Origin of the sequence: Achromobacter sp. RTa (assembly GCF_000757485.1) — a bacterium.
GTDB lineage: Bacteria > Pseudomonadota > Gammaproteobacteria > Burkholderiales > Burkholderiaceae_B > Achromobacter.
In genome coordinates, this window is sequence record NZ_JPYO01000043.1 from 44,087 (window position 1) to 64,210 (window position 20,124).

At 67.3% G+C, this 20,124-nt stretch carries 23 protein-coding genes; 9 read left to right on the plus strand and 14 right to left on the minus strand.

Annotated elements, in window-relative coordinates; genetic code table 11:
- Nucleotides 1–58: 58 nt before the first annotated feature.
- The 4 genes from JL37_RS23175 to JL37_RS30755 all read right to left on the minus strand — a co-directional run bounded on the left by JL37_RS23175 (nucleotide 59) and on the right by JL37_RS30755 (nucleotide 2,405).
- Nucleotides 59–961: a LysR family transcriptional regulator gene (locus JL37_RS23175; RefSeq protein ID WP_043547269.1), complete on the minus strand. Its 903-nt coding sequence runs from the start codon at nucleotides 959–961 to the stop codon at nucleotides 59–61.
- Nucleotides 962–1,060: 99 nt separating this feature from the next.
- On the minus strand, nucleotides 1,061–1,489 hold the full coding sequence (locus JL37_RS23180) for a VOC family protein (protein ID WP_043547270.1): 429 nt from the start codon (nucleotides 1,487–1,489) through the stop codon (nucleotides 1,061–1,063).
- 134 nt (nucleotides 1,490–1,623) lie between these two features.
- Complete coding sequence (locus JL37_RS23185; protein WP_043547271.1) at nucleotides 1,624–2,241, minus strand: YiiX family permuted papain-like enzyme; 618 nt, start codon at nucleotides 2,239–2,241, stop codon at nucleotides 1,624–1,626.
- Nucleotides 2,238–2,405 (minus strand): hypothetical protein, encoded by a 168-nt coding sequence (locus tag JL37_RS30755; RefSeq protein WP_197064647.1) that lies wholly within the window; start codon nucleotides 2,403–2,405, stop codon nucleotides 2,238–2,240. Before JL37_RS30755 ends, JL37_RS23185 begins: the two co-directional genes overlap by 4 nt.
- A 348-nt stretch (nucleotides 2,406–2,753) precedes the next feature.
- On the opposite strand from JL37_RS30755, the gene JL37_RS23190 reads away from it, so the two are divergent.
- Entirely contained in the window at nucleotides 2,754–3,386 is a 633-nt protein-coding gene (locus tag JL37_RS23190) for an FMN-binding negative transcriptional regulator (RefSeq protein WP_043547522.1), read from the plus strand.
- Here the strand turns inward: JL37_RS23190 and JL37_RS23195 are convergent.
- Complete coding sequence (locus JL37_RS23195) at nucleotides 3,346–4,605, minus strand: MFS transporter (RefSeq protein WP_043547272.1); 1,260 nt, start codon at nucleotides 4,603–4,605, stop codon at nucleotides 3,346–3,348. The two genes, JL37_RS23190 and JL37_RS23195, sit on opposite strands and share 41 nt — an antisense overlap.
- A gap of 85 nt (nucleotides 4,606–4,690) precedes the next feature.
- Between JL37_RS23195 and JL37_RS23200 the strand changes: the two genes are divergently transcribed.
- Both JL37_RS23200 and JL37_RS23205 read left to right on the plus strand, forming a co-directional pair.
- Nucleotides 4,691–5,446 (plus strand): helix-turn-helix transcriptional regulator, encoded by a 756-nt coding sequence (locus tag JL37_RS23200; protein WP_043547273.1) that lies wholly within the window; start codon nucleotides 4,691–4,693, stop codon nucleotides 5,444–5,446.
- A gap of 231 nt (nucleotides 5,447–5,677) precedes the next feature.
- A complete protein-coding gene (locus JL37_RS23205; RefSeq protein ID WP_081955180.1) occupies nucleotides 5,678–5,950 on the plus strand; it encodes a hypothetical protein in 273 nt (90 codons plus the stop codon).
- Between the two features lie 8 nt (nucleotides 5,951–5,958).
- On the opposite strand, the gene JL37_RS23210 is transcribed toward JL37_RS23205, so the two are convergent.
- The 3 genes from JL37_RS23210 to JL37_RS23220 form a co-directional block, all read right to left on the minus strand.
- Nucleotides 5,959–6,723 carry a DUF1828 domain-containing protein gene (locus JL37_RS23210; RefSeq protein WP_043547276.1) on the minus strand — a complete coding sequence of 255 codons (765 nt, stop codon included), beginning with the start codon at nucleotides 6,721–6,723 and terminating at the stop codon, nucleotides 5,959–5,961.
- Entirely contained in the window at nucleotides 6,720–7,256 is a 537-nt protein-coding gene (locus tag JL37_RS23215; RefSeq protein ID WP_043547277.1) for a hypothetical protein, read from the minus strand. Before JL37_RS23215 ends, JL37_RS23210 begins: the two co-directional genes overlap by 4 nt.
- A gap of 182 nt (nucleotides 7,257–7,438) precedes the next feature.
- Nucleotides 7,439–8,290 (minus strand): neutral zinc metallopeptidase, encoded by an 852-nt coding sequence (locus tag JL37_RS23220; protein WP_043547278.1) that lies wholly within the window; start codon nucleotides 8,288–8,290, stop codon nucleotides 7,439–7,441.
- Between the two features lie 86 nt (nucleotides 8,291–8,376).
- Between JL37_RS23220 and JL37_RS23225 the strand changes: the two genes are divergently transcribed.
- From JL37_RS23225 to bamC, 4 genes are all read left to right on the plus strand, one after another.
- Nucleotides 8,377–9,003: an L-threonylcarbamoyladenylate synthase gene (locus tag JL37_RS23225; protein ID WP_043547280.1), complete on the plus strand. Its 627-nt coding sequence runs from the start codon at nucleotides 8,377–8,379 to the stop codon at nucleotides 9,001–9,003.
- 69 nt (nucleotides 9,004–9,072) lie between these two features.
- A complete protein-coding gene (locus JL37_RS23230) occupies nucleotides 9,073–9,720 on the plus strand; it encodes a site-2 protease family protein (protein WP_043547282.1) in 648 nt (215 codons plus the stop codon).
- A gap of 87 nt (nucleotides 9,721–9,807) precedes the next feature.
- Nucleotides 9,808–10,713 (plus strand): 4-hydroxy-tetrahydrodipicolinate synthase, encoded by a 906-nt coding sequence (dapA, locus tag JL37_RS23235; protein ID WP_043547283.1) that lies wholly within the window; start codon nucleotides 9,808–9,810, stop codon nucleotides 10,711–10,713.
- 17 nt (nucleotides 10,714–10,730) lie between these two features.
- Nucleotides 10,731–11,855: an outer membrane protein assembly factor BamC gene (bamC, locus tag JL37_RS23240; RefSeq protein WP_043547284.1), complete on the plus strand. Its 1,125-nt coding sequence runs from the start codon at nucleotides 10,731–10,733 to the stop codon at nucleotides 11,853–11,855.
- Nucleotides 11,856–12,031: 176 nt separating this feature from the next.
- Here bamC and JL37_RS23245 read toward each other — a convergent pair whose 3' ends face one another.
- The 3 genes from JL37_RS23245 to mutS form a co-directional block, all read right to left on the minus strand.
- Nucleotides 12,032–12,229 (minus strand): hypothetical protein, encoded by a 198-nt coding sequence (locus JL37_RS23245; protein ID WP_043547285.1) that lies wholly within the window; start codon nucleotides 12,227–12,229, stop codon nucleotides 12,032–12,034.
- Between the two features lie 217 nt (nucleotides 12,230–12,446).
- The gene (locus JL37_RS23250) at nucleotides 12,447–13,640 is read right to left on the minus strand and encodes a cupin domain-containing protein (RefSeq protein ID WP_043547286.1); all 1,194 of its coding nucleotides are present in this window, start codon (nucleotides 13,638–13,640) and stop codon (nucleotides 12,447–12,449) included.
- The gene (mutS, locus tag JL37_RS23255) at nucleotides 13,637–16,306 is read right to left on the minus strand and encodes a DNA mismatch repair protein MutS (protein ID WP_081955181.1); all 2,670 of its coding nucleotides are present in this window, start codon (nucleotides 16,304–16,306) and stop codon (nucleotides 13,637–13,639) included. The genes JL37_RS23250 and mutS overlap by 4 nt, the downstream gene beginning before the upstream one ends.
- A gap of 188 nt (nucleotides 16,307–16,494) precedes the next feature.
- Here mutS and JL37_RS23260 point away from each other — a divergent pair, with 188 nt between their 5' ends.
- Complete coding sequence (locus JL37_RS23260) at nucleotides 16,495–17,394, plus strand: aldose epimerase (RefSeq protein WP_043547288.1); 900 nt, start codon at nucleotides 16,495–16,497, stop codon at nucleotides 17,392–17,394.
- 87 nt (nucleotides 17,395–17,481) lie between these two features.
- Entirely contained in the window at nucleotides 17,482–17,838 is a 357-nt protein-coding gene (locus JL37_RS23265) for a hypothetical protein (RefSeq protein WP_043547290.1), read from the plus strand.
- An 18-nt stretch (nucleotides 17,839–17,856) separates the two neighbouring features.
- On the opposite strand, the gene JL37_RS23270 is transcribed toward JL37_RS23265, so the two are convergent.
- From JL37_RS23270 to JL37_RS23280, 3 genes are all read right to left on the minus strand, one after another.
- Nucleotides 17,857–18,114, minus strand: coding sequence for a hypothetical protein (locus JL37_RS23270; RefSeq protein ID WP_231570416.1), 258 nt, complete (start codon nucleotides 18,112–18,114; stop codon nucleotides 17,857–17,859).
- 129 nt (nucleotides 18,115–18,243) lie between these two features.
- Nucleotides 18,244–19,257: a zinc-binding alcohol dehydrogenase family protein gene (locus JL37_RS23275; protein ID WP_043547292.1), complete on the minus strand. Its 1,014-nt coding sequence runs from the start codon at nucleotides 19,255–19,257 to the stop codon at nucleotides 18,244–18,246.
- A 20-nt stretch (nucleotides 19,258–19,277) separates the two neighbouring features.
- Nucleotides 19,278–20,072, minus strand: coding sequence for an SDR family NAD(P)-dependent oxidoreductase (locus tag JL37_RS23280; RefSeq protein ID WP_043547293.1), 795 nt, complete (start codon nucleotides 20,070–20,072; stop codon nucleotides 19,278–19,280).
- Nucleotides 20,073–20,124: the final 52 nt, after the last annotated feature.

The window sequence follows — 20,124 nt, forward strand, 5'->3', positions numbered from 1 at the left end:
GTATCGCGAAATGCGATGCCTCAAGCGGCGGGCAGCGGCGCCGGGGAAAACCGGAATCTCATTGCTGCGTCGCGGCTTCGGCGATCAGATGGTCCAGCAGCAGGCGGGCGGCGCCGGACAGCGATTCATTGCTGCGCACGCACAATTTCAATTGCCGCCTGGCCCAGGGGTCGGTCAGCGGAATGATGCGGAGTTCGTCGCAGGCATACACGGAAAGGGCCTTCGCGGGAACGATGCCGATCCCGAGATCGGCGCGCACCATGGATACCAGCGCATCGTAGGACGTGACCTGGAAGCGCAGCCGCAGCGAGCGGTTCATGGACGCGGCTTCGCGCGTGAACAGGTAGTTCGCCGCGCTGCCGCGATGCATGCCGACGTGGTCGTAGTCCAGGGTATCGGCGAACGCGACCTCGTCGCGCTGCGACAGCGGATGCCCGGCGGGCGCGACCAAGGCCATGACGTCGCGGTGATAGGGAAAGATGTCCAGGCCGTTCTCGTCGTCGGACTGCGTGTAGACGCCGATGTCGGCTGCATTGTCCGCCACCGCGCGGGTGACGCCGGAGCTGACTGATTCCTCCAGGTCGATCTGCACGTGAGGGTGCCGTTCCAGGAAGCGGCGCAGTTCCATCGGCAGGAATTGCGCGATCGAAGACAGGTTGGCCGCCACGCGCACCCGCCCGCGCAAGCCTGCCGAGTAGTCGCGGATTTCATCGGCGAGGTCCTGCGTCTGGTGCAGCAGCGTGCGGGCGCGCCGGGCCAGCGCGCGAGCGGCGCTGGTGGGTTCCACGCCGCGCGCGTGGCGCTGGAACAGGGGCACGTCCAGCACGCGCTCGAGTTCGGACAGGCGCTTGGACAGGGCGGAGGGCGCGATATGCTCGCGGGTCGCGGCCGCCGTGATGCTGCCTTCTTCCAGCACCGCCAGGAAGACTTGCAGGGTGTAGAGATCAAGACGAAGGTTCATGCCGGCTTCCGGGACATATCTGCCCGCGAGGATAGCGGGTGTCCAGCAAGGCATGGCTAGGGGATTACACGTAGGGCCAGCGGCCCCTGGACGCAAGCTTCAGGCCTCGTTGTCCGTTTCCCAGGCCGGGTTCCAGACGGCTTCCCAGACGTGGCCGTCCGGATCCTGGAAGTAGCCGGCGTAGCCGCCCCAGAAGGTGTCCTGGGCGGGCTTCAGGATGCGGGCGCCGGCGGATTCCGCCCGGGCCATGACGCGGTCCACTTCCTCGCGAGAGCCGACATTGTGGCCCAGCGTGAGATTGGTCGGCGACGCCGCGCCCTGGGGCAGGCCGGTGTCGTGCGCGATGCTGGCGCGCGGCCACAAGGCCAGCCGCAGGCCGGGCTGCATATCGATGAACACCACCGAGCCATGCTCGAACTCCTGACCGATGATGCCCGGCGTGGACAGGCCCAGGCCGTCGCGGTAAAAGCGCAGCGCTTTGTCCAGGTCGTCGACGCCGAGAGTGATGACACTGATGCGGGGATGCATGGCGCTCTCCCAGGAGGGCAAAAAATCCAGTGTATATGGAGAGTGCCGCTGGCGCGGGACTCAGCCGATTTCCGCTCACTCCCGCGCCGCGTCCGAAAGCGTGGCCATGATTGATGTTTTCCCTGGGCTTGCCGTCAGTGTTCGCCGATGGTCTGCAACAGCGCCGAATCGAACATGGCCGCCGGCGAGATGATGGGCTCGTCCCAGGGGACGTCCGCGCCGTAGCGCTCCTGCATCTTGGCGCGCACGGCGGGCGAGCTCAGGTCGAACTGCTTGAGCGGAGCGAGCGCGCCGATTTCGATCCCCAGCGTGCGCTGGTAGATCTTCCAGACCAGTTCGGAGCAGTAGATTTTCTCGTCCGACCATGCAAACACCAGGTCGTACGGTTTGCCCACGAACCCGGCGCCAGCGGCGGCAAGCCGCTCGCGCGCGGACGGCGCGAGCCGGCTGGCGTCGCGCAGGCGCTTGACCACATAGTGCCCGCGTTCGCCTTGGGCCGCCCATTGGTCCAGCGGCGTGTAGCCGACCCGGGCAGCGGCCTCCAGCACGTAGGGGCGTCCCTCGCGCATGACGATCATGCCCATGTGGCTATAGGGTGAACGCGTGGCTTGCTGGATGGCAAGGCTTTGCGCCGAACGGGATTGCTGGAATATGAGATCGCCTGTCTGGACGGCGGGCGCCGCAGCGGCGGCGAGGGATAGCGCGGACAACGCTGCCGCCGCGGCGGCGCGGGCCCGCGCATGCAACGTCATGAGCGGGCTCGGCCGGCTGCCGGCGCCTCTTTCTTGCCGCGCGGTTTGGGCGCGGTTTTCTTGTCTTGCGCGGGAGCGTCGAACTCCTGCTTGTTGCGTTCGCCCCGCGGGGTGTTTTCCGGATGGGGTTTGGGAAAAGCCCAGGGCTTGGTTTTCTGATCCATTGCATGTACTCCTTGCACAGGCGGAACAGTAGCATTAGCCGGGGTCATGGGTAAGTGAGGGTTGACGTCAATATTCATCACATCGTGATATTGGAAGGAAAAACGAGATCGCTTCGACCCGGAGCGGCTCGCGATTGTTCCCGGCAAGCAGGCGTCTCATCGATGTTGGCATCGCGGGGCGCGGCCCGGACCGGCGCGCGCGCCGATGAGTCCGCGGCCGATCGCGCGCCTCATCGGATACGTTCCATGGCCCGCTTCAAGTGGCCCCATGAAATCAATTATCGCTGGCCCTGGCAATGGGGCCACGGTGGCGGTATGTTGTGGTTTTCCGCTACCGCGCATCCCGCCATGTACCTGCCGTCCGCCTTTCGCGAAGATTCCCTGGAAGTCCAGCACGATTTCATCCGCGCGCACCCTCTGGGCGTGCTCACGACCGCCGGAGAGGGCGGGCTGATGGCGAATCACATCCCCTGTCTGCTCTATCCCGAGGGGCCTTGCGGCGTGCTGCGCCTGCACGTGGCGCGCGCCAATCCGCAACTGGCCGAACTGGCGTCGGGACGGGAATGCCTGGTCGTGTTCCATGGGCCGCAGGCCTATGTTTCCCCATCGTGGTATCCGACCAAGGCCGAGACGCACAAGGTGGTGCCGACCTGGAACTTCGTTGCGGTGCATGCCTGGGGCGCGCCCGTGATCCAGGACGATCCGGCCTGGCTGCGCGCGCAGCTCGACGCGCTGACCGACAGCCAGGAGAAGGGCCGCGCGCAACCCTGGCGCGTGGATGAGGCGCCGGCGGATTTCATCGCGGCGCAGATGCGCGCGATCATCGGCGTGGAGATCCGGCTTGCGCGCATCGAGGGCAAGTGGAAGGTCAGCCAGAATCGCCCGGTCGCCGATCGGCGCGGTGTGGCGGAAGGGCTGGCGAACGAGCGCGGCGATGCCGTCATGGCCGGGCTGGTCGCGCGGCGCGGCGGGCTGGAGTGAGACGCCCGAGCGCGAAGCTCGCGATCGCGGCGGCCTGCAGGCCGGCGGCGGCGGCCAGGAACCAGAACAGCGGATGCCCCGCTTGTTCCGACAGCACGCGCAATACGCCGAACAAGGCGGGAGCAAACGCATAGGCGCCTTGCGACATGGCGACGATCAGCGGCACGACACGCTGCGCATCTTCGCGCGCGAAATCGGCCTGGGCGATCAGGGGCGGCAGCGAGGTCGCGTTGCCGATGCCCGAACCGAACAGCAGGATGCCCAGCCACACAGCCCAGGCATGCTCGGCGGCCAGCATCAGGACCAGCGAACCGCAGATCTGGACGGCATACGCCAGGCAGGCCACGGCGCGCCGGTCGGCGCCGGCTGGCATCAGCCAACCCACTAGCGAGCGCCCCGCGATGGCGCTGGCCGTCGCCAGCCCCATCGCAAGCCCGGCGGTCTGCGCGCCCAGCAGTGGCGCCAGCAACGATAGCAAGTGCGCGATCAATCCGATCTGCGCGAACAGGCCCAGCGCCATGCCCGCGGCCAGGCTCAGGAAGGCCCGGTCTCGCCACAGGTCGGGCACGGGCGGCGGCGAGGGCGCCGCGGCGGGCGCCTGGCCTTGCGATGCGGCGCCGTCGGGTTCCTGTCCCAGCTGTTGAGGCGTAACGGCGAACACCTTGAGCGACAGCGCCGCGATCACCGCCACCATCGTCATTCCCACCCACAGGGCGGCTTGCGCGAAACCCGCCGCGCCGATCAGATAGACCCACAAGGGCGAGAACACGATGCCGCCGACGCTGGCGCCGTTGTAGGCCATGCCCAGCGCGGCGGGCCGGCGTCGGACGAACCATGGCGAGATCAGCGCGTTGACCGCGGCGGCGCCCAGCGTCACCCACCCCATGCCGCTGAAAAGCGCCGAGGCGTAAAGCTGCCAGGGCTCGGCGGCCCTGGCCCAGCCGCTAGCGCCCAGCGCCAGCAGCACGGCGCCGCCGAGCGTCACGGCGGGCACGCCAAAGCGGCGGTACAGGCGGGGCAGGTTGGCGACCACGAGCGTGCCGCACAGGAAGTGCAGGGTGACGGCGCCCGACACAAGCGCGACGCCCCAGCCGGTGCGCTGCGCCACGGCATGCAGGAAAACCGGGGGGCCGTAGAAGCCGACCCCCCAACCGAAGACCGCCAGGACGAAAGTGGCGTACAGGACCGTCCAGCCGAAGAATGCCTTGGATTTGCGCATGGATGTCCGGCGGGGCCGGCTGTCTTGTTTGGATGACTCGCAGTATGCTTGAGCTTGTACTCGATACTTTGGCCTCCAGCGAATCATGGAATCCACTTTCGCCGACATCAATCTATCCGCCGTGGCGAGCGCCATCGCCGATCCGGCGCGCGCGCGCATGCTGTGCGTGCTGCTCGACGGCCGCGCCCGCACTGCGACGGAACTGGCCGCGGTGGCCGACATCGGCGCCTCCACGGCCAGCGGCCATTTCCAGCGCCTGCGCGAGCAGGGGCTGGTGGAAATGGCCGTGCAGGGAAAGCACCGCTATTACCGGCTCGCCAGCGGCGAGGTCGGGCATGCGCTGGAGGCCCTGCTGGTGGTGGCGGGCGCCGAGCGCACCCCGTTCAAGCCCAGTACGCCTTCCGCGCTGCGCGAGGCGCGCACCTGCTATGACCACATGGCGGGCACGCTGGCCGTGCGCATTCACGACGCCATGGTGGCTCGGCGCTGGCTGGAGGCCGACGGACGCGACTACCTGCTGACGCCTCTCGGAGAGGCGGCGCTGGCGCAGGTTGGCGTGGACGTCGCGCAGGCAAGGCAGCGCCGCCGGCGTTTCGCCTGCGCGTGCCTGGATTGGAGCGAGCGGCGTTCGCACCTGGGCGGCGCGCTGGGCGCGGCTTTGCTGGATGCGCTGCTGCGGCGGGGCTGGATCACCAAGGACCTGGATTCGCGCGCGCTCGGCGTCACGAAAAAGGGCGAGCGGCAGTTTCCCGCGTTCTTCGGCAAGGAGGAAGAACCGTCCGCCGGGTTTGAGGGGAATGAATCCGTCCGAAAGTGTGGATACGCAACAGCGCTAGGGTAATCCCCGTGAATTGGCGCGCCAAAGCGCGGCGGGCGTCCGGTGCATTCGCGCGCAGGCCGCGTCAGGCTTGGTCATGCGCCGGGTGCGTGTTTTGCGCCCCCCGCGGCCGAGAAACGGGGACACAACTCCTGCGATGCAACAATGTTTCTAGCTTCTGCCTGCGTTACAAAACATATCTGAACTGTCATGTATAGCCGGAGTATGCTGGATCGTAGACAGAGGGCATCCGAAGTGCATCAGAACAACTTGATCTACAAGGGATACCGGCTTACTGCCAAAGTGTCCCGGGGCGCCGGCGCCGAGGTTGAAGCGCCATCCAGCGGCCCCGTATTCATTGCGTCGATTATGGTGGTCCAGGCGGGCGCCGTTCTTGAAGGCGGCGACGAGTACCCCGTTCCGTGCTTTGCCGATGGCGGTTTCGTGTTCAGTCCGCGCGAAGCGGTGCATGCGGCCATCCTGCATGGGCGGGAGATCGTCGACGGCCTGACCAACGTGCCGTCCTGACGCGGCCGTCAGCCGGAAAAGACTGCGCTCCAGTCGCGGGTCTTGGCCAGCGTCTGCACGCTGGCGGATTGTTCGAGTATGGTCACGGCCTTCTTGAACTCGTCGGCCGAGGCGCCGTCTTCCAGAATGACCATGCGCGAGTTGCGCGCGTCGGCCATCTTCACGTCCGACATCTTGCCGTGAGTCTGGTAGACCTGCGTCCAATCCATCTTCTTGCCAGCCTTCAGGGCGATCGGCTCGATATAGGTCAGCGCCGTGCTGCCGGATGCGCGCACCGCGAAAGCGAAATCCGCGGCGTGGCCGCTGCTGCCCTTGGCGCGGGCGCCCTTGACCACGCGGTTCGCGCCGACGCCCTCGGCCAGGGCGCGGCCCACCTGCGCGCGGAAGCGCAGCTGGCTGAACCTCGGCATCCACTTGGCGCACTGGAACGACAGCGCCATCGCCAGCTTTACCGCGTCCCACAAGGCCTCTTGCAGCTGCTCGTTGGGGCCGGACGCAACGATCGCGCCGCTGCGGTCGAAGTGCGCCAGGCTCACGCCGGGCGTCTCGTTCAGCAGATCGATGCGCTTGGCCGGCAGCTCGATGCCGTAGCTGGACGCGTGCATCGCGGTTTCACAGGCATCGGTCAGGTAGAACGACGAGTCGTCGGGATGCGCGATGAAGAACGCCGCATGCTGTCCGTCCAGGCCCAACGTCATGGGCGATATGGCGCGGATGGCGTGCTCGCCCGCCGGCAGGACGGTCCAGCCGGAGGCTTCCAGGAAATTGCTCATAGGATCAGTTCGATTTGGCGGCCTTTGAGGGGATGCGCGAAACCGCCGGTCAGCGTCAGGTTCGCCCGCGGCAGGAAGTACTGCATCAGCGCGCCGATGGTGTGCAGGGTGGGCACCACAGGCTCGGCATAGCCTTCGCCGTCGTCCACCCAGATATGTTCATGGCTGCGGTCCGCAAGCGGCTTGCGGAATTGCGGCCGGCCTTCGCCCACCAGGCTGGTGTGGAAGGAATCGTCGGTGTCCACGCCGTACACGCGGTGCGGGCCCACGAAGAGGCTGGCGCAAAAGGCCTCGGCCAGGAAAATGGTGGCCTGGCCATGCACCGCGGTGCGGGCGCCGCGGTAGGTCGCGCGGAAGATCACGTCGTCGCGGACTTCCCCCTTGATCCGGCATGGGCTCGCGAACTCCATCCATTGGAAGTCGGCGGCGGCGGGCTTCGGAATCCAGGCGATCGGTCTTGCGGTTTCCTTGGGCTCGCCAAGGATCTCTTGCACCTCATCAACGGTGATTAACGGTTCGAACTTCTTGGCCATGGAACTGATCTAGGGTCTGGAAAATGCGCGCCGGCGAATTGCGCCTGGCGCATGCCGCGCCGCTCGGCCGAGGCGCGGGTAAACGCGCGCGCAACACGGCGAGGGGGCGTAATCTTACAAGATGGAGACGCCGCCCTGCCGCGAGCTGTATGGATATACAGGCACGGCGGAGCGGCCTCGGCCTACAGGGAACTGGCCGAGAAGGTGTCGCATTGCTTGATGCTGCCGCTTTCCAGGCCGCGCTTGAACCAGCGCACCCGCTGCGCCGACGAGCCATGCGTGAACGCGTCGGGAACCACATAGCCCTGGCTCTGCTTCTGCAGGCGGTCGTCGCCGATCGCGGTGGCCGCGCCCAGCGCTTCTTCGACGTCGCCGCCTTCGAGGATGTTGCGCGCCGCATCGGCGCGTTGCGCCCACAGGCCCGCGAAGCAGTCCGCCTGCAGCTCCATGCGCACCGACAGCGCGTTGGCCTGCGAAGGATTGCGCCGCCGCAGATTGTCCACCTGGTCCGAGATGCCGAGCAGATGCTGGACGTGGTGGCCGACCTCATGCGCGATCACGTAGGCCTGGGCGAAATCGCCCGGCGCCTTGAAGCGGTTCTGCAATTCATCGAAGAAGGCCAGGTCGATGTAGACCTTGCTGTCTCCGGGGCAGTAGAACGGCCCCATTGCCGACTGCCCCGTGCCGCAGGCCGTGGGCGTGGCGCCGCGGAACAGCACCAGCTTGGGCGGCACGTACTGGCGGTTCAGGTCCTTCTGGAATATGGCGGCCCAGGTGTCTTCGGTTTCGCCTAGCACCTTCGAGACGAAGATGGCCTGGGGATCGTTGGCGGGCGGACGCGAGGCCGGCGCCTCCTGTTGCACCGGCGGGCCTTCGGCCATCTGCAGGACCACGCTGGGGTCCACGCCGAAGTACATGGCGACCAGGGCCAGTACTATCGTTCCGATGCCGATCGTGCCCCGTCCGCCGATACGCGGACCGCTGGCTCGGCGGTCTTCCACATTGTCGCTTTGGCGCGAGTTATCAAGGCGCATTCTGTTTCTCCGGGCGGGTCGGCGTTCCCGCCATTTTGCATCGCCGCCGTTCACTGGGCGGCCTTCAAGAGTGTTAGGATAAACCCATGGCTCTGTATTTCTCCATTCACCCCGCGAATCCGCAACCCCGCCTGCTGAAGCAGGCCGCCCAATGGCTCACCGACGGTGGCCTCGTGGCCGTTCCCACGGACTCCAGCTATGCGGTCGTTGCCCGCCTGGACGACAAGAACGCCGCGGACGGATTGCGCCGGCTGAGGGGCCTGGACGAACGCCACCATCTCACGCTGCTGTGCCGCGACCTGGCCGAAATCGGCCATTTCGCCAGGGTGGACAATCGCCAATACCGCCTGCTGAAGGCCGCGACGCCCGGGCCCTGGACGTTCATCCTGGAAGCCACCAAGGAAGTGCCGCGGCGCGTGTCGCATCCGTCGCGCAAGACCATCGGCATCCGCGTGCCCGACCATCCGGTCATGCTGGGCCTGCTGGAACAGGTGGGGGCGCCCTTGCTGTCCACCACGCTCATCCCCAAGGACGAGTCCGAAGCGCTGAACGACGCGGAAGATATCCGCGAACGCTACGAACACTCCCTGGCGGCCATCATCGACGCGGGCGCCTGCCCGCAATCGCCGACCACCGTGATCGACCTCACCGCCGAAGAGCCGGTGGTCGTGCGCGTCGGGCGCGGCGACCCGGCGACGCTGGGCCTTGCCTGAGCGCGCCAGCCGCAACGCCAGGCGAGTGGGCCCGCGCCGGTCCGCGGCTCATCTACAATCCGGTTCGCCATGAATGACATCATCCAAACCATTGCGGTCTACGCGATACCGGTTATTTTCGCCATCACCCTGCACGAGGCCGCGCACGGCTTCGTCGCGCGCATGTTCGGCGACCCGACGGCCCACCAGGCCGGCCGCATCAGCCTGAACCCGGCAAGGCACATCGATCCGGTCGGCACGCTGCTGGTACCGGTCGCGATCCTGCTGGCGTCCAAGCTGCTGGGCAGCCCAGGCCTGCTGTTCGGCTGGGCCAAGCCGGTGCCGGTGGACTTCGGCCGCCTGCGCAGGCCCAAGCAGGACATGCTCTGGGTGGCGCTGGCCGGCCCCGCCGCCAACCTGCTCATGGCGATCCTGTGGGCGTTTTCCCTGCGGCTGCTGCTCGAATCCGGCCTGCAGGAATCGTTCTGGTTCGAAATGGCCGTTGCGGGCGTGAACGTCAACCTGGTCCTGATGGCCCTGAACCTGCTGCCCATTCTTCCGCTGGACGGGGGACGCATCCTGTTCAGCCTGCTGCCCAATCGCCTGGCCTGGCAGTACTCGAAAATCGAGCCATATGGCCTGGTGATCGTCGTCGTGCTGCTGGTGACGGATGTGCTCTGGCTTTTGATGCGGCCGGTGCTCGGGTTGGGAACGACAATCGTTCAGTGGTTCTTATAAGATTCTGGCCAATATCCGTTAAACTCAGCAGTTTCACTGATTCTGGCCTTGAGGCATCCTGCCACGGGGCCTTGGAGCCCTACATTTATGGCATCCCCTGCAACCGCCGCAGGCGTTAATTTCCAGGGCAGCATGGTGGCCCTGGTCACCCCAATGCAGCCCGACGGCAGCCTCGATTACGCTGCCTACCGGTCGTTGATCGACTGGCACGTCCAGGAAGGAACCGACGCGCTGGTGGTGGTGGGCACCACCGGGGAATCGCCCACGGTCTCCATGGAAGAACATGCGGAACTGATCCGTGTCGCCGTCGAGCACGCCGCGGGCCGCATCCCGGTCATCGCGGGCGTGGGCGCCAACTCCACCGACGAAGCCATCCACCTGACGCGCCATGCCAAGGCCGTCGGCGCGCACGCCGGCCTGTCGGTCGTTCCGTACTACAACAAGCCTTCCCAGGAAGGCCTGTACCGCCATTTCCGCGCCGTCGCGGAGGCGGTCGACCTGCCCACCATCCTGTACAACGTGCCGGGCCGCACCGTTGCCGACATGAGCAACGACACGATCCTGCGCCTGGCGCAGGTGCCGGGCATCATCGGCATCAAGGACGCCACCGGCGACATCGCGCGCGGCGGCCTGCTGCTGCGCGAAGCGCCTGCCACCTTCCAGGTATTCAGCGGCGACGACCCCACGGCCGCCGCCCTGATCCTGCTGGGCGCGCGCGGCAATATTTCCGTGACGGCCAATGTGGCCCCGAAACTCATGCGTGACCTCTGTGCCGCCGCCCTGGCCGGCAATGTGCCCAAGGTGCGTGAACTTAATGCACGCCTGGCGCGTCTGAACAAGGCTTTGTTCGTTGAGGCCAATCCCATTCCCGTCAAGTGGGCGTTGGCCGAGATGGGCCACGGCGCACTGGGCTACCGGCTGCCGCTGGTGGAACTGGGGGCGCAGCACCATGCGACGGTGCGCGACGCGCTTCAGGATGCGGGCCTGCTCTAATTATCGTGAGGATACGTATGAACAAACGTCATGCCGGTCTGTCGGCATTGATGTCTCTGGTGTTGTTGGCCGGCTGCAGCGAGGTCAACCAACTCCTGGGCAATGAAGAGTCCGTCAATTACAAGAGCGCCGTCACGCAGCGCGGAGAGCCCCTGAGCATTCCGCCCGACCTGACCCAGGCCAACAGCGATCCGCGTTATCGCGCTCCCGCTTCGGGATCGACGACGTACTCGCAGTTCCAGCAGCAGGGCGAGGCGCAAGCCACCGCGCCCAAGAACAGCAATGTTCTGCCCGCCCGCACCGACATGCGCGTCGAGCGCGACGGCGATCTGCGCTGGCTCGTCGTGGACCGTCCGCCCGAGGACGTATTCCCGCGCCTTGTCGATTTCTGGACCGAAACCGGCTTCACCGTGGCCAGCAACAATCCGAGCGCCGGTCTGATCGAGACCGACTGGGCGGAAAACCGCGCCAAGATTCCGGAAAGCTGGCTGCGCCAGGCCCTGGGCATGATCCTGGAATCGGCCTGGGATAGCGGCGAACGCGAGAAATTCCGCACGCGCGTCGAACGCGTCAACGGCCACACCGAAATCTATGTCAGCCATCGCCAGATGCTCGAAAAGCGTGTCGGCGCCGATGGCGGCCAGGTTCAATGGCAGAACGGCAAGGAAGATCCGGGCCTGAACGCCGCCATGCTGGCCCGCATGATGGTCTACCTGGGTTCCGACGTGGACAACGCCCGCAAGCTGGTGCAGCAGGCCGAAGCCGCGCCGCAGAAGCCCACGGTGCAGCAGGATGTCCGCGCGCAGGGCACGTCGCTGGTCGTCAGCGAATCGTTCGACCGCGCATGGCGCCGCGTCGGCGTGGCGCTGGATGGCGGCGGTTTCGCCGTCGATGACCGCGACCGTTCCGCCGGCGACTATTTCGTCCGCTACGTCGATACCGACACGGGCGAGAAGATCGAGCAGCCGGGCTTCTTCAGCCGCATGTTCTCGGGCGACAAGAAGGCCGAGGCGCCGCAGTACCGCATCCACCTGGCCGCCAGCGGCGACCAGACCCTGGTGACGGTCCTGGATGCCAATGGCACCCGCGACAACAGCGCCACCGCCCAGCGCCTGCTGAGCGTGTTGAAGGACAAGATGTAAGACCGGACCGCCTGGCGCCGTGGCGCCGGCTGGTTGAAGAGGCCCCGCGAGGGGCCTCTTTTTTAGCGCAAGGAAAGCGTCGAGGCGACCGGTCCGGCGAATGCAAGAAGGCCCCGGCAGGTGGACTGCCGGGGCCTTCTTGTTTCCTGTCTGAGCGGGGGTTCGCTCAGAGTGGATCAGGATGCGGGTTGGCTCGACCCGCCCGGCGCGGGGGCCGGAGCCGGAGCCGGCGAAGTGGCCGGAGGCGTGGTGGGGGCAGGCGTGCTGGCGCCCGGAGCGGGGTTGGTCGCGGGCGCCGAAGCATCTTCCTTCTTGTTGCAGGCGCTGAGCGCGACGGCCAGCACCGAGGCAATAATCAAGGTTTTGCTCATCATTTTTAGACTCCTGTAGATGACGACTCTTGAAACCCCGTTAGGGGAAACCAGAATCCAGGCTACAGGATCACGCACGCCTATCCCGTGTGAAAGTTAAAAAGGTGGCTTCCCAACGGCAACAAACCTTTCAGCTTCGTGTTATGTCTTTCTTGATGTGACCGGTCGAATAGACCTGATTTCGTTCTGTGCAAGACAGATACGCGCCCGTTTCCAGATACTACGCCGCCCGGTAGTGGATCCAGCCCGAATCCAGCCAATCCGCCAGGCAGGAGCGCGCCTCGTCCGACAGGCGCGAGCAGGACGGATCGGAGCAGTCCAGGCTGCGCGCGTCGGCCAGTTTGCGCAGGGCCGGGTCGGCCGGCGTCATTGCCGTTTCGCCGTTGATGAACAGCTGCTTGCCCCGGTACAGCATGCGGCTGCGCCGATCCAGCACAAGCTTGCCCGCGGCGGGCCAGTCTTCTTCCAGATCGACGTCCATGCCTTCGGGCGCGTCGAACACGCTGAGGTTGCTGGGCTCGGTCAGCCAGCAGCCCAGGAAGCGCGAGGCCAGCGCGTCGTCGAACCGCAGCTTTTCCACGGTCTCCAGGGTGGCGGCGACCAGTCCGTCCGGCAGCGCGGCGGGTGTGTCGACGGCGGACTGGCCGGGATCGCGGTAGACCGAAGACAGCTTGGGGCCCGGCAAGGCCGGTTCGCCATAGGGGCCGCCTAGCAGGCCCACACGCGCCATGACCTGGTCTGCGGCGGCCTCGAGCAGGCCGCGGGCCAGCGTCGCTTGCGTGGGGGCGCGAAAGCCGATCGAGATGGTCATGCAGCCATCGCCCGCCGCGACGCCGTCATGGGCGGCCTGGGGCGGCAGGTAGAGCATGTCGCCGGGAACCAGCACGGCGGTTTCCTCGGGCTCGAAGCGGCTCAGTATCTTGAGCGGCAGGCCGGGTTCCAGCGACAGGTCCTTCTGGCGGCCGTAGCGCCATTCCCGCTCGCCCGCCGCTTGCAGCAGGAACACGTCGTAGCTGTCGAAATGAGGGCCCACGCCGCCGCCATGGCTGGCGATGCTGATCATCACGTCATCCAGCCGGGCATCGGGGATGAAGCGGAACAGCTGCATCAGCTCAGCCGCGGCATCGCTGTGGAGATCCACGCTTTGCACCAGCAGGGTCCAGTCGCCCTCGTCGTCCTTGGGCAGGCGCGCAAAGGGGCCGCTTTCCATCTGCCATTCGCCGTTCTCGCGCCAGATGAGGCGCGACTCCACGTCGTCGCGGCGCGCGAGCTTCTTGATGGCGGCGATGGTGACGGGCGGCTTGAAGGCCGGGATGGCCTGGCGGATCAGGAGCGGCTTGCGCTGCCAATAGCGGCGCATGAAGTCGTTGGGACTCTGGTTGCCCAGCAGCGGCAAGGGGTGGTCGAGATTCATTGGAGGTGCTTCTTCAAGCGGTAAAGGGCGTCCAGCGCTTCGCGCGGGGTCAGGCTGTCGGGGTCGATGGAGGCAAGCTCCTCGCGCAGGGTGTCCAGGGCTTCGAGCGCGTCCGAACGTTCCGCCGCGGCCTCCGCCTGGGCGTCGGCCTCGGCCGCGGCCGAGAACAGGCCAAGTTGGGGCGTGGGGGCGCCCTGGGCCTCAAGGCGTTCCAGTTCGCGCGAGGCCTGGCGGATCACCGCGGGGGGGACGCCGGCGCGCTGCGCAACCTGGATCCCGTAGCTGCGGCTGGCGGGGCCTTCGCGCACTTCGTGCAGGAACACGATGCCGCCCGCGGATTCCGCGGCGGCCAGGTGCACGTTCGCCGAGGCCGGCTGTTCGGCCGGCAGGCGGGTCAGTTCGAAATAGTGCGTGGCGAACAGCGTCAGCGCGCGGTTGTGCGCCAGCAGGCGGCAGGCGATGGCCCAGGCCAGCGCCAGGCCGTCGTAGGTGGAGGTGCCGCGGCCGATCTCGTCCATCAGCACCAGGCTGTTGGGCGTGCTGGCGGACAGGATCGCGGCGGCCTCGGTCATTTCCATCATGAACGTCGAACGGCCGCCGGCCAGGTCGTCGGCCGCGCCGATGCGGGTGAAAATGCGGTCGATCCTGCCGATGCGGGCGCGCGCTGCGGGCACGAAGCTGCCGATGCGAGCCAGCAGCACGATGAGCGCCACCTGCCGCATGTAGGTCGATTTACCGCCCATGTTGGGGCCGGTGATCAGCAGCATGCGGCGGGCCGGCTCCAGCCGGCAGCCGTTGGGCGTGAAGCGCTCGATCGCATGCTCCACCACGGGATGGCGGCCGGCCTCGATGTCGATGTCGGCCTGTTCGGACAGCTCGGGCGCGACCCAGTCGTGGCGGCGCGCATGTTCGGCCAGGGCGGCCAGCGCGTCCAGCTCGGCGAGCGCGGCGGCGCAGTCCGATAGCGGGCGCACGTGCTCGGCCAGCACGTCCAGCAACTGTTCGAACAGCCATTTTTCGCGGGCGAGCGAGCGGTCCTGCGCAGACAGCACCTTGTCTTCCCAGGTCTTGAGTTCGGGCGTGATGTAGCGCTCGGCGTTCTTCAGCGTCTGGCGGCGGCGGTAGTCTTCCGGCACCTTCGCCGTCTGCCCCTTCGTGACTTCGATATAGAAGCCATGCACGCGGTTGAATTCCACGCGCAGGTTGCTGATGCCGGTGCGCTCGCGTTCACGGGCTTCGAGCTGCACCAGGAAGTCGCCGCCGTCGACGGCGAGCGCGCGCAATTCGTCCAGCTCCGCATCGAATCCCGCGGCCAGCACGCCGCCGTCGCGGATGGCGACCGCGGGCTCGGCCGCGATGGCCCGTTGCAGCAGGGCGGACAGCGCGGGATCGACCGACAGGTGGGAAGCCAGTTCGCCCAGCCGGGGCGAATCCGACATCGGATCGAGCTGATCGCGCAGCGCGGGCAAGGCCTGGAGCGCATCGCGCAGGCTGGCGAGTTCGCGCGGGCGCACTGAACGCAGCGCCAGGCGCGTGGCGATGCGTTCGATGTCGGGGAACGCGTTCAGCGCGCTGCGCAGGGATTCCAGCAGGCCCGCCGCGCCGAAGCCGGCTGCGCCGAAGGTCTGCTCCACGTCCATACGCCCGGCGAGCAGCGCAGAGATGGCTTGCTGGCGGGCCTGCGCCTGTTCATTCTCGCGCAGCGGATGATGCAGCCAGCGGCGCAGCAGCCGGCTGCCCATGGGCGTGCGGCAGCCGTCCAGCAGCGAGAAAAGCGTGGGCGAGTCCTCGCCGGACAAGGTCTGCGTCAGTTCCAGGTTGCGGCGGGTGACCGGGTCCAGCAGCACATACTGGCCGGGCCGTTCCGCCGACAGGCTCTGCACGTGGGCCAGGGCCTGCGACTGCGTGCGGGCCGCGTAGCGCAGCAAGGCGCCCGCGGCGCAGACGCCCGCCGGCATGTCTTCGACGTCGAAGCCCGCCAACGTGTCGGTCTTGAAATGGGTCAGTAGGTGGGCGCGGGCGCTGTCGGCCTCGAAGTGCCAGTCGGGCACGCGTGTGCGGGCGCTTTCGAACGGAAAGTCGAATTCCGCGCTGTCCGCGCAGATGACCTCGGCCGGCGCGACGCGGTGCAGTTCCGATTCCAGCTGGGCTGGCGCGCATTCGGTCACGCGGAACTCGCCGCTGGCGAGGTTCAGCCATGCCAGCCCTGCGCGCGGCGCCCGGGCGGGACCGGTGATGAATGCGGCGGCGAGCGCGCGGTCGGCCTTGGCCGGCAGCAGCGCGTCGTCCGTCAGGGTGCCCGGCGTCACGATGCGCACGATGCGGCGTTCGACGGGGCCCTTGGAGGCGGCCGGATCGCCGATCTGCTCGCAGATCGCGACGGACTCGCCCATCGCGACCAGGCGGGCGAGGTATTGCTCCATGGCGTGCACGGGCAGGCCGGCCATCGGGATGGGCGTGCCGTTGGAGGAACCGCGCTTGGTGAGCGTCAGGCTGAGCAGGCGCGCGCCGCGCTCCGCGTCTTCGTAGAACATTTCGTAGAAGTCGCCCATGCGGTAGAACAGCAGCAAGGGACCCGCCTCCGCCTTCAGGCGGAGGTATTGCTGCATCATGGGGGTGTGGCCCGCAAGGGCGTCGGCGGCGGAGTGTGGCGTTGCTGAATTCATGCCCGTGATTGTATCGGGCGGGCGAGGGGCTGCGGGCGGCGTCGCCGGGCGCAGCCGGTTTTTTTCGGGGCCGGGGCGAAGTCTGGAACCGCCCGCGGCGCGATGCGCCTGGAAGGCTTGCGGCCGCTTGATGCCGGCGGCACAATCGCAGCGCGCGGCCCTGTTCTTGCCGCCGGAGCCGTATAGAAATGCAGGACTTACCCGTACCCGCGGAGCTGGACGCCAGCGTGCGCGTCACCATCGCCGGCGGAGCCCACCAGGCGGAGTTCGCGCCGGATGGCGGCGGCAGGCTGACGCGCCTGTCCACGGGCGGGCACGATTGGATCGTGCCGCTGGCCGACACGGAATGGCCGGCCGCGAAATGGCCGCGCGCGGGTTCCTATCCGCTCGCGCCGTACGCCAACCGGATCCGCGATGGGGTATTCACCTTCGACGGCGCCCGGCACGTTCTGCAATCCCTGCCTGGCCGCCCGCATGCGATCCACGGCGCGGCCTTGTACCAGGCCTGGCGGGTGCGCAACCACACCGAAGACAGCATCGACCTTGTGCTGGAGCAGCCGGCCGGCGTGCTGGGCTGGCCGTGGCCGTTCGAGTGCGTGCAGCGCTACCGGCTGGATGCCCGTGGCCTGAGCGTTGCGCTGGCCATCACCAACCGCGGCGACACGCCAATGCCTTTCGGGTTGGGGCTGCACCCGTATTTCACGGCGCAGCGGGTCACGCTGCATGCGCGGCGCCTGTGGCCCGCGGATGCGGACGGCATGCCATCGGGCAGCCAGACGGGCCACGTGCGCGAGCTGTGCCGCTCGGCCGAGGGCTGCGATACCTATCTATCGCAATGGGAGGGGCGCGCGACCCTGCATTGGCCGGATGGGCACGAACTGGTGCTGCATGCCGATCCGGCCTTCGCGCACCTGGTGGTGTACACGGCCCCGGGCTCGGATTTTCTCTGCGTCGAGCCGGTGACCAATGTGGCGGATGCGTTCAACCTGGCGGCTGGCGGCGACAAGCGCACCGGCATGCGGGTGCTCGAACCTGGCGCGCGTTTCAGCGCGACCGCCTTGATGGGCCTGGCCGCGCCGCGAACATGAGCGGCGGCGCCGGCGCCCATGCAGCGCTTTGAAAGCGCCGCCGCCTGCGGCGATAATCCGGGCAATCCAAGTCTAGGGAGTCCTCAAGTGAAAAAGCTCAGCACCGAACAATTGCAGGCCGCGGCCGAGACGCTGCGCCGGGTGCAGGCAAGGCTGGCGCGCGCCGGCAACCTGCCGCTTGAGCCCACCATCTACGCCTGCGCGAAGGGATTTCGCCGCAACGTGCCCGACTACGTGTGGTCTTGGCTGTCCGGCCTGCTGGCGCCGCACAAGAGCCTGTCTGCCTGGATGGATGCGCACCAGCCGGGCTGGCGAGAAGGCAAGACGCCGGCGGCCGCGGTCTACGCGCGCAGCGAGAACGGCTGGTTCGAATGGCTGATCGCCGAATTGGAAACCGAGATCAACGACCCGCATGCCCGCGCCCGGCGGGAAGGGCAGCGCTAGGCAGGAAGCGGCGCCCGCTCAGGCGCGTTCGGCGCGCGAGCGGCGCAGCAGGTGGAACAGCAGTTCCAGCGTGGCGGCGGTGAGCAGGGCGGCCAGCACCGAACCCAGCACCATCGAGTCCCACATGCGGGGAGGCCCGACGCGGAACTGGATGGTGTCGAAGACCAGGCCGGCCGTGATGCCGGCGACGACGGCCGCCTTCCAGCCTTGCAGCGGGGCAAGCCTGAGCATCAGCAAGGTGAAGGCCACCATTGCCCAAAGTATGGGCTCAAGCATCTGGCCAAAAAGGTGATCAAGCAGAGGAAACTCCCTGTGGCATTGCGCGCAGACGAGTTTTTACTGCTTTCTTCCGGCAATTGCGAGACGCCCCGCTCACCCGCGGGCGGGGCATGGCCCATGCCGGGGCTAGAACCCCTCCAGTACCACCTTGCCCCGTGCCTTGCCGCTTTCGATGAAGGCGTGGGCGCGGCGCAGGTTCTCCGCGTTGATACGGCCATAATGCTCGCCCAGCGTGGTGCGCAACGTTCCCGCGTCGATCAGCCGGGCCGCCTGGTTGAGCAACTCGTGCTGGGCGATCATGTCTGGCGTATCGTGCAGAGGGCGCGCGAACATGAATTCCCAGTGCAGCGACGCCGATTTGGACTTGAGCAGGCGCACGTCGATGGCGGCGGGGTCGTCGATCAGCGCGACCTTGCCTTGCGGCGCGATCGCTTCGGCGATCTGCGGGAAGTGCGCGTCGGTGTGGGTCAGCGCGGCGATGTCGCTGACATGATCGAAGCCGATGCGCTTGAGCTCGCCGGCCAATGGCTTGGCGTGGTCGATGACGTGATGCGCGCCCAGTTCGCGCACCCAGGCTTGCGTCTCCGGACGGGACGCGGTGCCGATCACCGTCAAGCCCGTCAGTTGGCGGGCCAGTTGCACAAGAATGGAACCCACGCCGCCGGCCGCGCCGATGACGAGCAGGCTGCGTTGGCTGGGGGCGCGGTTGTCCAGCACCCGCAGCCGGTCGAAGAGCAATTCCCAGGCGGTGATGGTGGTCAGAGGCAGCGCGGCGGCCTGGGCGAAGTCCAGGCTGGCGGGCATCCTGCCCACGATGCGTTCGTCGACGGCATGCAGTTCGCTGTTGGCGCCCGGGCGATTCAGCGCGCCCGCGTACCAGACCCGGTCGCCGGGCTTGAACAGGCTGGTCTTGGCGCCCACGGCGCGCACGACGCCGGCGGCGTCCCAGCCGATGATCTCCGGCTGGCCGTCCTTGGGCTTGCGGTTGGCGCGGATCTTCACGTCCACGGGATTGACGGAGATGGCGCGGACTTCGACCAGCAGGTCGCGCTCGCCCGGCACGGGGTCGGCGGCGGTTATGTCCTGCAGGGCCTCGGGGTGTTCGGCGGGCAGGTTCTTGAAATAGGCGATGGCTTTCATGGATGGTGCTCGGATCGGGATCAGATGATGGAGCGGACGACACCGCCGTCCACGCGCAACGCGGCGCCGTTGGTGGCGGAGGCCTGCGTCGAACTGGCGTAGACGACCATGTTGGCCACTTCCTCCACAGTGGCCAGGCGGCGCAGCAGCGAAGTGGGGCGGTGCTGGGCGATGAAGTCGCGTTCCATGTCGTCCTGCGTGACTCCCTGTTCCTTCGCCATTTCGGCAAAGAAATCCGCAACGCCCTCGGAGCGCGTGGGCCCGGGCAGCACGGCGTTGACCGTGACGCCCGTGCCGGCGGTCAGTTCCGCCAGCCCGCGCGACACGCCCAGCATTGCCGTCTTGCTGACACCGTAATGGATCATTTCGGCGGGAATCTGCACAGCCGATTCACTGGAAATGAACACGATGCGGCCCCAGCCTGCGGCCAGCATGCGCGGCAGGTAATAGCGCGACAGACGCACGCCGCTCATGAGATTCACGTCCAGCATGTACTGCCAGTCGTCGTCGGTGATTTCCGTGAAGGACTTGGGCGCGAAGTAGCCGGCGTTGTTGATCAGGATGTCCACGTCGGGATGCGCGGCCGAGATCGAGGCCGCGCCGTCGGCGGTGGCGAGGTCGGCCTGGACGGTGCCCAGCTGGGCCGAGGGTAGCCGCTTGGCGATGGTCTCCGCGGCCTGCGCGAGCTTGTCGCCGTTGCGGCCGTGCAGGACGACCTGCGCGCCGGCCTGGGCCAGGCCAAAGGCGATCGCCAGTCCGATGCCGCCGGACGATCCGGTGACCAAGGCTTTCTTGCCGTTGAGTTCGATGTTCATGGATAGACTCCTTGTATGTCGGGAACAAGAGCATGATTACCCAGTCCGTGGC